Source organism: Paenibacillus sp. J22FR83, assembly GCF_059691955.1.
The window spans coordinates 380,659-394,004 of record NZ_JCAUAM010000006.1; the positions used below are offsets into that span (position 1 = coordinate 380,659).

A 13,346-nucleotide genomic window follows, 5' to 3' on the forward strand; every position below is an offset into this window, starting at 1 on the left:
TCTAAACATAAACCTCATTCAGAAGTTCACAACCGAAACAGACCGGTACCCTCCAGCATCTCTTCATAAAGCGCCTTGCTGCTCTTCAAATCCATCGCGACAAGCGGGTCGTTCACGAATGCTTTGTACCCGAGCGCATAGTCCTGACTGATACCCGCCTTTAGAACAAGCTCTTGGTTATAGACATGACGCACTACCCAATTAAGCAAATCGAGCGGTAGCTCGCCCGCATGGACCGGTGTGATGCGGCCTGCCTGGATCAGTGCGTTACTTTCGACGATTGCCCCCTCGGGTATATCGGGCAACTGTCCCCGGTTCGGGAAGTTGATATTCGTTACGAATGTCTCTAGACCGAGCAATCCTTTGATAATGCGCACACCTTCTTCTTTTGAAGGCTTCAATTCAACCCTGTCAGTGCCTGCAATAATGCGTTCTGTCTCTTCTATTTGTTTATCCTGGTATTCAATTCGGCTGCGAACAGTAGTGAGCTCAAAACCCCACTTGTTTTTTAAGGAGACGGGATCCGTTTGGTTCATATACCAGTCGTGGGGCATAAACTCGACCATATGTCTAGCTCCGGCTGCTGGAATCAGGCCATACCTGCCAAATAGCTCGAAGTGCAGCGGTTTGGGCCAGCGCCAGTCGCCATAGTGCCGTGTTGCCCGCCCTTCTTTGCTCGCCCTGTAGCCTTCTGCATCGAATTTTTGCGCCGCTTCGCGATAGAGCTCAAACAGATCAATGCCTCGATAAGAAGCTTGATCAATCCAGGTAAAATGATTAATGCCTTTGACATTCGTTTCAATCTCGTACCGTTCGACTCCGCTGACACCTCCAAATATCTCAAGGATCGCGGATAGTTCCTCTTGCGTACTGAACACCTCGTGGCAGCACCCGAATGCTTTAATGCCAGGAAAAATCTCGTAAAGCGTACGTGTACAGAGCGTCATCGGATTTGTGTAATTGATAACCCAGGCTGTCGGGCAATAACGTTCAATCTGACGTGCAAAGTTCACGTAGAGAGGAATGGTTCGCAGAGCTCTTAGGATACCGCCCGGCCCAACCGTATCGCCTACGGATTGATAGATGCCGTACTTTTCGGGCGCGTGTACGTCCACCGCCATCTCCTTAAATGTGCCTGGCAGGATGGACAAGATGACAAAATCAGCACCGGTCAGCGCCTCTTCCATGGTCGCAGCCGCTTCGTAACGCCATTTGCCTACTGCCTCGTTGGTGGCCGTAATTGTATTGCCAATCTGCGCATTATGCCCAGCCGCTCCCCCATCTATGTCGTATAACGAGACGACGCCGGATAATTGCGGCTCAAGAGCCAGATCGCACATTAGCTTCCTAGCCCAGTTTCGAGAACCTCCACCGATATAAGCGATTTTAAGCTCAGATACGTGTTCATTTTGCATATGCATCTTCCTATGTCCCCCTTATTTACATTTGGTTGCCGTGTATGTACGCACTAAATCGGGCAGGCTGAATCCAGCAAGAGTCGCTCACAGCGCCCCTTGCCGGATGTCATGATCTGCTTATGGTGCCAACGTCACGACGGCTTCCGATTTCGGAGCGAGCGTATACGCATGGTTATAGCCGCTGCCGAGCAAGCTGAGATACACGGACTTCGCCTCTCCACTGCCAAGTAGGAGCGGATTAATCGAGATTGCAGCGGAGCTCTGTCCTGCCGGTATCGTAATGGAATCGGTAATTGTCGTGTAGTCTGTACCGTTAATAGCAGAGCCCCAGATCCGGTAATGCAGCGTGAGCGCTGCAGTCGTGCTGCCAGTCCGGCTTACTGTGAATTCTCCAGTATCTAAGAGAGTGCTGCCGGCATACGGGTCGGTCGCTTCAATCGAGACAACGTTCGGATCATTCTCCTCGAACGTAATATTTGCCGTATAAGGCATCGAGGTGTTGACCTTACCCGTCGTAAATTTGTTCGTTTCCGTTACCGTCTGGCCGTTGATTTTGAGATTGTAGAAATGAATGTCTTCGGTCTTGGCGTCATTGTTATAACCGTATAACCACAGCTTCTGCGGTGTCGGATAATCAGAAATTCGTGCCACTTCTGTATTCTGAAAGTACATATCATGCAGAGGCCCGACTACAATTGGAGGAGTGGCCGACTGGGCTGAATCCTTGATTCCAAAAAATTCATTCCCCGTTTTATAGCTGATCTCCTCGACCCGATACCCTTTAAAATATACGTCATAGATATCGCCAGCGTTCTTTGAAGGCCACGAATAGATCGACACAGCCCGATCCGCATACGGGACATCGACACTATCGAAAGCGATATTGCGGATATAACCTCCATATGGGTCAATCACCTTGATCGGACTACCCGTCGACCCATTAATGATGATGGTATTGCGGACCGTCAACCCGTCGTTCGGCAGCTCCCTGCCGATAGAATTCGAGAAGTTGATCCCATCATCTTCTCCAACGATAAGGCTGTTCTCGACCAACACATTGGATGAACCCCCCTGGAAATTGTAGCCCTCTGTTCGATCACGGCCATTACCAACAGGATCAAAGTGCGTTCTTGCGGCCAAAATTGCTTTAACATTTCGAATTGTCGTATCGCTTCCTCGAATGGAGGCCGGAAGACCCGAGAACTCCGTGATCGTAATTCCTTCGATGGTTACGTTATCGGACAACGCCTCAGCTTTCGACTCGTTGATACCGTTGATGGCGGCCGTTCTGAAATAGAGGCCATCTGGACGCGCATGATTATTGCCGAATAGCGTGCCTCGGCCGTAGATCTTGACATCGCTTTTCCCGCCTACCGCAAAAAATCCCGTGAATTGAATTTTCCCATCCACGATCGGAAGCGCATCTGTGTCCAGGAACAGATAAGCACCACCAGCCAAATAAATTTTCGCATGGTCAGGGACGTAAACCGTCTTTCTCCAGTTATATACACCAGGAGGGAAATAGAGTATTTTGCTATCAGCCGTCGCCAAAGACAGGGCAGAATAGACTGCATCACTGACAGACACAACCCCCGTATTGTCGATGCCATAGTCAAGCACGTTCACCACGTCTGCGTCCCCAAGCTGCGGTGTATCCCCATCCTCCAACGGATCCGCGATTAGATACAACTTATCTCGAATTCGGTCGCTTACATCCGCATCGCTTGCCGCCTTAGCGGACGCTACGTCAGCGTATGGAGCATCGTAGTGATACGATTTATCTTTTTGCAGCAACAACTGCATCGGACGATCGATCGAGAAGCTGATATCACGACCGCTTTGCGTCGTCGCGATTTCGTAGCTCTCCGGGCTGAGCGTCCAGTCGTCGTCAAAATCCGAAGCGTCCGCTACCGTCACCGTAATATCGGCCGTGCCTGAGAAGGCGAAGTGCGCATAACCGCCCTCGATCGTCTTCTGCACAATGACGGGCTGACCGTTCACCTTGACTGTGTAGTTGTCAGCCGGCTGCACGAAACCAGGCACCGGATATTGAAGCAGTACGTCGCTAGTGCTGGGCAACGGGGAGGTAACGGCAACGAAAGTGGAAGCCGTGTAAACGGAATTTGAAACACTCGTCGCTGTGATCGTTGCGATGCCGACATCAACCGCGGTTACGACGCCATTTGCAACAGTGGCGACACTGCTATCGCTCGTCGACCAAACGACATCCTGATCCGCACGGTCTGGCGTCGCCGTTGCCGTCAACGAGTCCGTGGAACCTTTTATGATGGAGGTTGTTCCCTTGTTCAGATGAACACCGCCTACGGGTGGATGAAGTGCTTCTACCGTTACTGTGTAGGACGCAAAATAAGAAGAGTCGACACTGCTGGTCGCTGTTATCGTCGCAGTCCCCGGTGATACGCCAGAGATGACGCCACCGCTGACTGTCGCGACGCTGCTATCGCTCGTCGACCACATCACGGACTGACTCGCTGTACTTGGAGCAACCGTTGCGACGAGCGTGTCCGTGCCCCCTTCTATGACCGTCCCTTCAGTCTTGTTCAGAGACACCGTCAATGGCAGCTCATCAAGAATCGAAATATCGTCAATGTATACAGTGCCCGATCTGCCATCGTTGGTGTCGTCTCCGATGCGAAGCACAGTGAAGCTCGTCACCAGCGAAGTCGACGCTACCTGAATGCCATCGATATACAGTACGCACGAAGTACCTGAACGCATATCCCATACAAACTGATGCCAACCCGTCTTTCTAGGCACGGACGATTCCGCCCATGCGTTGCCGCCAAGCTTGTAGGCGTAGTTCAACGTACTGGTCTGCGTCCGAACGCCGAGATAAGCTTTTTCTTGTACAACCGTTTCCGCTTGCATGCTGTTATCCGCCGCATTGTCGTAGAACCATACGGAAAGGACTTTATTCGTCCACGCGGACGTCCAGGTTTTCTTAATTTCGTCGCGTTCCTCATTAAGGATATAGCTGTTGCTGCCTTCATGCCTTTGCACTGTACTTACACTCGGGGTGCCATACACGGTCGTCCATTCACTAAACCCATTTTCAAATCCGTCGCTCCAGAGCGGTACAGCTGCAGAAGCCGATGGTATTATTGGAAGAACTGGCAACAGAAGAGACAAGATGAAGAAGATCGTACAGATTCTTTTCCAGACAACGCTAATCTTCAAAGGAATACCTCCCGTGACGATAGATGGACAGCCATGTTAAGCATTTACTCTTTAAGCGCGCCGATCATCGCGCCTTTAACGAAGTACTTTTGAAGGATTGGATAGAAGCACATAATGGGAATAATCGATACCATAATAATGCAGTATTTCAATTGGGTAGCCAGTTCTTCCCGCTGTGAGAAACTGCTGTATTCCGAAGTGATATCGACGTTGTTCTGAATGAGCACTTCCATCAGGTAGATTTGTAAAGGCTGAAGATTTTTATCAATCAGATAAATCATGGCATTGAAGTAGTTGTTCCAATAGCCGACTGATGAGAAAATCGCTACAACACTAATAATGGGCAGCGACAACGGAACCACGATTCGCATCAATATTTTAATGTCGGTAGCCCCATCGATTTTGGCGGCCTCCGTTAGACTATCCGGGATGGACGTTTGGAAAAAGACGCGCGCCATGATCACGTTCATCGCACCCATTGCGCCGGGAAGCACGATCGCCCAGCGGGTGTTGTAGAGCCCTAACTTTTGAATCAACAGAAAGTTTGTAATTAGCCCGCCGTTAAAAAACATCGTAACGGCCAGCAAAATCATAAAAATGCCACGGGTGGAAAAGTCTTTTCTCGATAGCGGGTAAGCGAAAGTTAGCGTCAAAAAGATATTCAGTGCCGTGCCGACGACCGTATACCAAATTGTGTTATAATAACTCACCCAGATACGAGAATTTTCAAAGATTAAACCGTACGCCTCGAGCGAAAAACCTTTCGGCCATAACCATACCTTCAACTCGATGACGGCCTTTGGATCGCTGAGCGACATGCTGGCGACATAAATAAATGGATACGCCGTCACAAGCGCCAGGATACACAATACCAGGATAATGACGCCTTCCACCCATCCAATTCGGCTTGCATTTCGTGACATACGTGATGCTCCTTTACCACAGTGATACATTATTGACTCGTTTACTGATATAGTTGATGAGGATTAAAATCAGGAAACTTGCGACCGAGTTGAACAAACCAACGGCTACACCGAAGCTGTAATCGGCTCCGAGCAGACCGCGCCGATACACATATGTAGAGATGACATCCGCCGTCTCATATGTCCCCGGATTATAAAGCAGAATGATTTTCTCATAACCGACGCTGAGCAGCTTCCCCATGTTCAAAATTAGCAGCGTCACGATCGTCGGCATAATAGAAGGCAGCGTAATGCTGGTCATCTTCTTCCAACGTCCTGCGCCTTCCATATCGGCCGCTTCGTAAAGGTGAACGTCGACCGCCGTCAAAGCGGCCAAATAAATGATAGAGTTCCAACCGAAGCTGGCCCAAACATTCGATATGACATAAATGGTACGGAACCAGCCCTGATCTCCCAGCAGATTCGTCTCACTTCCCGTCAACGCATGGATGAGGCGTGTAATAATGCCATCCGTAGGCGACAGGAAATTGACAATCAATCCCGCGATAATCACTGTCGATATAAAATGCGGAAAGTAACTGACCGTCTGCACGAACCGCTTGAAATACTGCCGCCTAAGCTCATGCAAGAGCAAAGCAAAAACAATTGGAATCGGGAACCCCCACAACAGGTCGTAAAGGTGCAGGAGGATCGTATTTTTAAGTAAACGGAAAAAATAAATAGAATTAAAAAACTCATTAAACCATTTCAAACCGACCCATTCACCGCCGAAGAATGAATCTCCTGGGGAGAAGTCCTTAAATGCCAGAACTAAACCGGCCAACGGGATATAATCAAAAATCAGCAAATATATCGTTCCTGGGAGCAGCAAAGCATACAGATATTTGTTTTTCGAGAAGTGCGTCACCCAGTTTGCTGTTTTCTTCTGGCCATGTTTGGCTTGCGCGCCTGTAATCGCATCCATTTTCATAAAGCGCTCCTTCCAAGGCCGCATGTAATTAATTTTGCTTCCAACGATCGTATTGCTGCTGCTTAATTTTCACAACGTCATCGATTCCCATAGCTTTCAGTTTATCCACAAACTTATCGTAATTCGAAAGCGGTTCCGCCCCCATGATGAATTTCACTTGCATTTCATTGCTATACGTCATGATATCCGCCATTTTTGAGGTAATCGCATTCGACTCAGCTGACGTGCTTATGACTGGCGGGAACACAAACTTATAAAACGGCTTCGTATTTTGCACCAGTTTGATAGAATCCGATGTAGACAGTGCTGCTTGGAATTGATCTTTCGCTTCCTTCATGACTATCTTCGGAAGTCGCGATGCACCTAATGCCGCCAAAGCAACGGATGGGTTGGGATACTTTTCGTTTTTGAGAATCGTTGCGTTCAACACAGGCTTGCCGTTCACGAGCGAGTAGTTCGTGCCTTCGACTCCAAAATTGAAGAGCTGCTTGCCTTCATCGCTTGCAAAGATGTAATCCAGCCACTCAATCGCCAACTTCGGATTTTTAGCTTCCTTTGTGATTGAGAATTTGTTGTCTTTCACTGGATAATCGACTTCATAGGCCTGATCGCCTTCCGGGCCTTTTGGCGGCATCGCCAACACCCAGTTGGCGCCGGGATAGCTGCCTTGCATCGACTTGTTGTTCTCATCGTTGCGGTTTGCCCATCCACTTGTCGCTCCCCCGATATTGCTGACTACATACGCTTTCGCCTTGTCATAGTGGGCGGTCATCATGCCTTGATCGATCAAACCTTCCTTCCACCACTTATTCATTTCAGTTAAAAATTGCTTTGCCTTCGGAGATGTCCACGAGTATTCGACTTTCCCTTTGGCATCTACGGAGAACCATTGGCTTCGAGGTGCCATGCCATAAGCTTGAGTGAAGTACCCGATCGCATCTATGCCCCCTGCAACGAACGGTACCTCGTCGTCTTTACCGTTACCGTTAGGGTCCTTTTCCTTAAATGCTTTCAGCACAGTATGCCAATCATCGATCGTCTTCGGTTCGGAGAGACCCAGTTTCTGGACCCAGTCCTGACGGTACGCCAGCCCAAGCACATTGTAATCATTGGCGTAGAAGTCTACGCTTCCCGGCAGATAGGTAATCGAACCATCAGGCGCTGTCAACGCTTTGCGAACGTCCGGATTGTCGTTTAGAAACTTTTTCAAATGAGGGGCGTACTGGTCAATTAAATCATTCAACTTCAAAATGACTTTGTTCTCACTTAATTGGAGAGGATCCGCATCCTTAGGCAGCATGATAATATCTGGCAAGTTGGATGCCGCAGCAATACGTGTTCTCATCACCGTGTCATAGTCCGTTTTGTTGACTTCCCATTTCAATTTTACACCCGTACGCTGCTCGATCTGCTGCAATACTGGATAATTGCCCGTAGTAAACGATAAATCTGGCACCTCATTATCCAGTGTCGCGATACGAAGCGTCTCTCCCGAATCCGTTAGAGGCAGCTTCCATTCCGACGCGCCTGTTGAAGATTGTGTCGATGTCACTACCTTCTTCTCTTTGTTGTCGCTGCTACACCCGGACATAACGATACTCAGTACGACACAGCTGCTAAGCAAACTTAGTGACGATTTTTTAACCATTACTTTTACCCTCCCTTGAATGACTAGCTTCCCTCTCCCAAATTAAAGGACGTTAGGGCCTTCTTGCGTTTGCTACCTGAAATCCATTTAAGATAGCGCTTGCATAATCTAACTTAAAGTTTCTTTCGACTAATCACAACGATCATTATTTGTGTTTAGGATCATTTTTGAAAAAGAGCTGCAATCAAATTCGAATGCAAGCCATCGTTTTTTGCTGGCAGGCAAGGTTCACTTTTTTCAGAAGCGTTCATTTTTTTCAATACGGATAAAATTAAAGCCTGTAGAGGTCGCAAGGCGATCTTTACAGGCAGTTGGTTAATGCGGGGGCTTTGCAAACGCAAGGCAAGCAAGCTACTATGCATCGCCCGACATGTCTCTGAATTCGCTCGGATTTACACCTTCTACTTTTTTAAATGCTCTTCGGAACGTCAGCGTATTCTCATACCCTACTTTTTTGCCGAGCTCCTCCAGCGTAAGCTCGTTTGCTGCCATGAATGATTTGGCGGTAGTAATTCTTTTCTTCGTAAGATAATCGACAAAGGTCATGCCGGTCAACTCCTTGAATAACTTGCTCATCTGGGATGCGGACATGCCAAAATGCTCGGCCAACGCATTTAGCGAAAATTCACTGAAGCAATATTGAAGATCTACATAATCAAGAATATCGTGATGCGCCTTAGCCGCTTCAAACTTTCTTTTCTCTTTGAACATCGTACAGATCTCTTTGTACAGCTGATAGACGTAGGCTTTGATTTCGTTGACTGTACTTATCGCTGGGAATTGTCCTTCGTCATTCAGTACCATCTTCCCCATTCCTTGACTCTCCGGCACCTTTAAAGCTGTCGAGATGAGATCATATAATAGACATTGGGCTGGCAAGGCACCGAAAGATGGATGTTCAAAATTAGCTCGGAGCAATTGGTCGAGAATGGGTTCGACTTTATCAAAGTCGCCCATGCGAAGTCGATGCTGGAGTTCTTGTTGCTTTTCAGCCGGGAACCAATAGCGGAGCTCGTTATTGCTGGAAATGTCGTTAAATGAAAGCACGGCTTCCGAATTGTCCGACGTGACCAGTGTGTGGTTAATAACGATTACAGCCTCCCTGTAAGAAGCGCTTATTCCTTCAAGCCCGCTGTACGGACTCCCGATTCCTGTAACAATTTCAGCTCGAGATTCATTCGCGAACACTTTTTTCTTAATTTCCTTTAAAGCGTTCCTCATCTCGTCACCATTGTCGGTATTCACGACAACAGCAAACCGGCCGTTTTCCAACTCGATAATGTAGAGTTCTTCCCCTTCTGCAGCTGTCCATTGTGAAATTTTTTGCCGCAGGTTCGTCGTATCCGCCTGAGCGTTCGGCAAATAAATAACAGCTACTGTCCAGTTATTGTTCCGGTTTCCAATGTGCATCATTCGTATCGTGTACTCGATTTGGTCAGAGCTTAACGTGTTATAAAGCAGCTTGATAAACAAAGAATAGACCGCCATCGGCAAATAATCGTTCACTTTGCTCTCCAACTCTTGGCGAGTCAGCTTCATTTGATCGAACGTCGACTTAATGACATCGTACTCATAGTAGGATTTGACAGTACCTTCACCATCTTTTCTTTGACCGCTACTTAGCTCTCCCTGAACGTTGTCAATTAACCTTCGGATCGGACGATAATTGTTAAACGCCATGAAGTAGGAGGCTATGATGCCGGTAACGAGAATCAATGCAATTAAAATCCACGTTGCATATTTAAAATAATTCACTTTATCCAGCACGACGGCTTTAGGCACAACTGTAATGTAATACCAATCATTAAACTTGGATGGAGCGTAAAATGCGTAGGAAGCGCTTCCATCGTCCATCGTGAGCTGCTCCACAACGACTTTCTTATCTGTCTTGTATTGCAATTTTCTCTGAATGCTTTCCTGCATGTTCTGGCCAGTAAGGAAAGAATCAGGCCCGTTCATAATGTAAATCGAAGAACCTGGCAGCTGGAACGTATTATTAAGCTGATCTTTAATACGGCTTTCTTTGATGCCGACCAAAATGGTTGCTCTCGGAGTTTGATCCAACAATGTCGGAATCGTTTTGACGTAACTTACCACATTATCTATCCGTTCGTAACTGCTCAAACGCCGAGCACTTAAAAATTGACCGCTAGTATATTGCGAAACAGACTTCTCCCATTCAGCCACAGTCATGTTCGCATACGCATAATCTTTCGTGAAAAACCAATCGAAGGAGTCCAAACCCTTTGAGGTCAGCACCTGCTTTTTCGTATTAAAAATAATCGCGATCCGTTCAATCATCGTATTAATTGATTGATAGTTTTGTAAGTAGGTGGCATAGTCGGCCAATTGCTCTTGCGTGACACGACTATAATCGATGTTGCTACCTTCCATCGCCGCAATTCGCTGCACCCAAGGTGATTCCGATAACGTTTGGGTCATCGCATTCATGCCCTGAAAGCTGTTATCCATCGAATCGATAACCTGTTTCAACGTGCTGATGTAAAATTTTTCGGTTTGCTCCTTGATGACTGTACTCATCCACCAGTAACCCCAAGTTCCGAGAAGTAACAATGGTAGAATTAAAATTATAAGATATGAAATTAAAAATTTATTTTTTACGGATTTTTTTCGCTCCATTATTCTCATCGCTTTAATCCTTTCAACCAGAAGTGCCGTACCTATGTTCATTGTAGCATAGAAGAAGCCGTCATATGCATGAAAGAAGGCGCAGAGTCTTTATAAAGTCTTTATATTCAGTTCACATAAAATCTCAATGATTACCCTATAAACATATTTCCAACATCAGCATAATTTCTTTATTATTCAAAAGGTGAATATTTTATTATAATTCCCAAATAAGGATTTATTTAGATGGCGTATTTGCGGCGGTGGCTGTGAAGAGAGAATAGAAGAGCTCCTAAATAATAATAATTGGATAGAGGGGGCGCCTAACCAATTCAACTACTACTAAATAAAATATGCGCTCACCCAATAGAGTGAACGCAACTGCTGACTAATAAGGACATTTCTTACTGTACAATCTCGCTACTAAACGGAACATTTTATCTATACTTCAAAACTTGTTTGTTACTTCAAAACTTTATTGTCTACTTCAAAACTTATTTGTCACCCGACAAGTGGATGCAACCCCGCCCATTGACTTTCCTTCCTCCACGTAATAAAATATTTTTACGTAACACATACTTTGTACACGGAGGCTATCCACTCCATGCCACAAGAAAATGAGATCCAAGACAGCTATTACATTGAGTCGCCTGAGCAGGCGACGGTGCTGCTTAATCCACTCCGCGGAGAAATTATCGCTCAGCTCTTAGAACCTGGATCCGCAGCGGAAGTTGCGCGAACCTTGGGCGAAACTGCTCAGCGCATCAACTATCATCTTAAGGCGCTGGAAAAGGCAGGTTTAGTACAGCGTGTAGGCACACGCCAAGTGCGTAATCTGGTCGAGGTGCTGTACCGATCCATTGCCAAAACCTTTGTGCTTGCCGAATCACTGAGCATGAAGCCCGAAACCTTACAAAAACTGAAGGATCAAAGCTCACTCGCACATCTCGTAACGACCTCTGAGCGAATACGCCGAGATGCCATGTTGCTTATGGAACAATCGGACATTGGTGAAGTGATTCCAAGTGCAACACTGCAACTTCAAGTTCAGCTATGCACGGAGCAGCAGCGACAAGCGTTCGTCGAGGAATATGCGGCGATGGTCCAGCAGTTAGTAGAACGGTACTCCGGTGTTCAAGATCAGACTGAAGATGCCTACCATGTTTTACTAGCTATTTATCCTAAACCGAAAGAATGAGGAGGCGTTTACTATGAGTCATGAGGAAAAACATGAGGAACAATCCAGTTTGCTACAGCAGGAATCCGCTCCTTCATCAATTTCACCCGTCATCGCATGGGAACAGCAACGAGAACGCAGCTCAAAGAATTGTTCCAACAGCAATGTCGTTGACCTGGACACTTATCGCCGACAAGACTCCACAACTATAGATTCCGAAGCCACCGTTACTGTGCGGGAGTTCCATTCTTTTCACAATGAAGAATCTGTTCGGCTCATTATGGTATCATCTGGTTTTGGCCAGAAGATTACAGTGCATACCCATACGCCTCAATGCAAAGCTGCATAACGAGATAAACCATTTAATTCCATTAATCCTTAACATTGTAAAATATTTGTATCCCCAGCAGCTAATTGGCTTTAGGAGATTAAGTGGATTTTCTACATCTATTTCCGAGGATAACTAGCTTATGGGGAGTTTAACTGGATTTTCTACATCTATTTTTGCTTAAAATCTCCCGTTTGGAGAAATCGTCCCTAATTAACGGGAGGAAATCCAGTTATTTTGCAAAATCACGCCATTTCGCTTAGATTAGCTGCATGAAATCCAGTTATTTTACAGTCACGTCGTCATTCAAATAAACCCATCACAGAAAGGATGATTTCAATGAGCTTCATTCCTATGGTTGTCGAACAAACTGCGCGCGGGGAGCGCTCGTATGATATTTACTCCAGATTGCTGAAAGATCGCATCGTGTTCCTGGGTACAGAGGTGAATGATCAAGTTGCGAATGCGATTATTGCTCAACTTTTGTTCCTTTCCGCGGAGGATCCTGAGAAAGATATTTCGCTCTACATCAATTCACCAGGTGGATCAACTTCTGCTGGACTCGCGATTTATGACACGATGAACTTCATTAAACCTGACGTATCCACGATCTGCGTAGGCATGGCCGCCTCCATGGGGGCTATTCTTCTTACAGCTGGAGCTCCAGGCAAAAGATTCGCCCTTCCGAATGCGGAAGTTATGATTCACCAGCCTTGGGGCGGTACGCAGGGGCAAGCGAGTGATATTCACATTCGTGCCCAGCATATTCTCAAAACACGCAGCATCCTTAATCGTATTCTCTCGGAAACAACCAAACAACCGATCGAGAAAATCGAGCGGGACACAGACCGCGATTACTTCCTAGAAGCTGAGGACGCGCGCGCATATGGCTTGATTGATAAGGTGATTGAGCGAATCTAATAGATTATCTTCTCTTCAATAGAAAATCGAGTAGATAGGAGCGGCTAGCCCCTGACCTCTCACACCACCGTACATGCGGGTCCGCATACGGCGGTTCCGAATGGTTAACAAAGTTCCAAATAACGTGAAAGTAAA

General features: G+C 46.7%; 10 protein-coding genes. 3 read left to right on the forward strand and 7 right to left on the reverse strand.

Annotated features, from left to right (window positions below; all coding sequences use genetic code 11):
* Positions 1-26: 26 nt before the first annotated feature.
* The 7 genes from AC58PV_RS13680 to AC58PV_RS13710 all read right to left on the reverse strand — a co-directional run bounded on the left by AC58PV_RS13680 (position 27) and on the right by AC58PV_RS13710 (position 10,698).
* A complete protein-coding gene (locus AC58PV_RS13680; RefSeq protein WP_497432788.1) occupies positions 27-1,421 on the reverse strand; it encodes a family 4 glycosyl hydrolase in 1,395 nt (464 codons plus the stop codon).
* 114 nt (positions 1,422-1,535) lie between these two features.
* Positions 1,536-4,616, reverse strand: a complete 3,081-nt coding sequence (locus tag AC58PV_RS13685; protein WP_497432789.1) for an Ig-like domain-containing protein — start codon at positions 4,614-4,616, stop codon at positions 1,536-1,538.
* Between the two features lie 44 nt (positions 4,617-4,660).
* The gene (locus AC58PV_RS13690) at positions 4,661-5,539 is read right to left on the reverse strand and encodes a carbohydrate ABC transporter permease (protein WP_497432790.1); all 879 of its coding nucleotides are present in this window, start codon (positions 5,537-5,539) and stop codon (positions 4,661-4,663) included.
* Between the two features lie 13 nt (positions 5,540-5,552).
* Positions 5,553-6,509, reverse strand: a complete 957-nt coding sequence (locus tag AC58PV_RS13695) for an ABC transporter permease (RefSeq protein WP_497432791.1) — start codon at positions 6,507-6,509, stop codon at positions 5,553-5,555.
* 28 nt (positions 6,510-6,537) lie between these two features.
* Entirely contained in the window at positions 6,538-8,157 is a 1,620-nt protein-coding gene (locus AC58PV_RS13700; RefSeq protein ID WP_497432792.1) for a DUF3502 domain-containing protein, read from the reverse strand.
* Between the two features lie 161 nt (positions 8,158-8,318).
* Positions 8,319-8,519, reverse strand: coding sequence for a hypothetical protein (locus AC58PV_RS13705; RefSeq protein WP_497432793.1), 201 nt, complete (start codon positions 8,517-8,519; stop codon positions 8,319-8,321).
* Positions 8,512-10,698 (reverse strand): helix-turn-helix domain-containing protein, encoded by a 2,187-nt coding sequence (locus AC58PV_RS13710; RefSeq protein ID WP_497432794.1) that lies wholly within the window; start codon positions 10,696-10,698, stop codon positions 8,512-8,514. Before AC58PV_RS13710 ends, AC58PV_RS13705 begins: the two co-directional genes overlap by 8 nt.
* Positions 10,699-11,389: 691 nt before the next feature.
* On the opposite strand from AC58PV_RS13710, the gene AC58PV_RS13715 reads away from it, so the two are divergent.
* From AC58PV_RS13715 to clpP, 3 genes are all read left to right on the forward strand, one after another.
* Positions 11,390-11,983, forward strand: coding sequence for an ArsR/SmtB family transcription factor (locus AC58PV_RS13715; protein WP_497432795.1), 594 nt, complete (start codon positions 11,390-11,392; stop codon positions 11,981-11,983).
* 13 nt (positions 11,984-11,996) lie between these two features.
* Positions 11,997-12,311: a hypothetical protein gene (locus AC58PV_RS13720; RefSeq protein ID WP_497432796.1), complete on the forward strand. Its 315-nt coding sequence runs from the start codon at positions 11,997-11,999 to the stop codon at positions 12,309-12,311.
* A gap of 318 nt (positions 12,312-12,629) precedes the next feature.
* Positions 12,630-13,211, forward strand: coding sequence for an ATP-dependent Clp endopeptidase proteolytic subunit ClpP (clpP, locus tag AC58PV_RS13725; RefSeq protein WP_497432797.1), 582 nt, complete (start codon positions 12,630-12,632; stop codon positions 13,209-13,211).
* Positions 13,212-13,346: the final 135 nt, after the last annotated feature.

Excerpts from the sequence above, each read along its gene's own strand:
- AC58PV_RS13680 (WP_497432788.1), bottom strand. The coding sequence starts at position 1,421 with ATGCATATGCAAAATGAACACGTATCTGAGCTTAAAATCGCTTATATC.
- clpP (WP_497432797.1), top strand. The coding sequence starts at position 12,630 with ATGAGCTTCATTCCTATGGTTGTCGAACAAACTGCGCGCGGGGAGCGC.
- AC58PV_RS13700 (WP_497432792.1), bottom strand. The coding sequence starts at position 8,157 with ATGGTTAAAAAATCGTCACTAAGTTTGCTTAGCAGCTGTGTCGTACTG.
- AC58PV_RS13705 (WP_497432793.1), bottom strand. The coding sequence starts at position 8,519 with ATGCATAGTAGCTTGCTTGCCTTGCGTTTGCAAAGCCCCCGCATTAAC.
- AC58PV_RS13720 (WP_497432796.1), top strand. The coding sequence starts at position 11,997 with ATGAGTCATGAGGAAAAACATGAGGAACAATCCAGTTTGCTACAGCAG.
- AC58PV_RS13715 (WP_497432795.1), top strand. The coding sequence starts at position 11,390 with ATGCCACAAGAAAATGAGATCCAAGACAGCTATTACATTGAGTCGCCT.
- AC58PV_RS13695 (WP_497432791.1), bottom strand. The coding sequence starts at position 6,509 with ATGAAAATGGATGCGATTACAGGCGCGCAAGCCAAACATGGCCAGAAG.
- AC58PV_RS13690 (WP_497432790.1), bottom strand. The coding sequence starts at position 5,539 with ATGTCACGAAATGCAAGCCGAATTGGATGGGTGGAAGGCGTCATTATC.
- AC58PV_RS13710 (WP_497432794.1), bottom strand. The coding sequence starts at position 10,698 with ATGAGTACAGTCATCAAGGAGCAAACCGAAAAATTTTACATCAGCACG.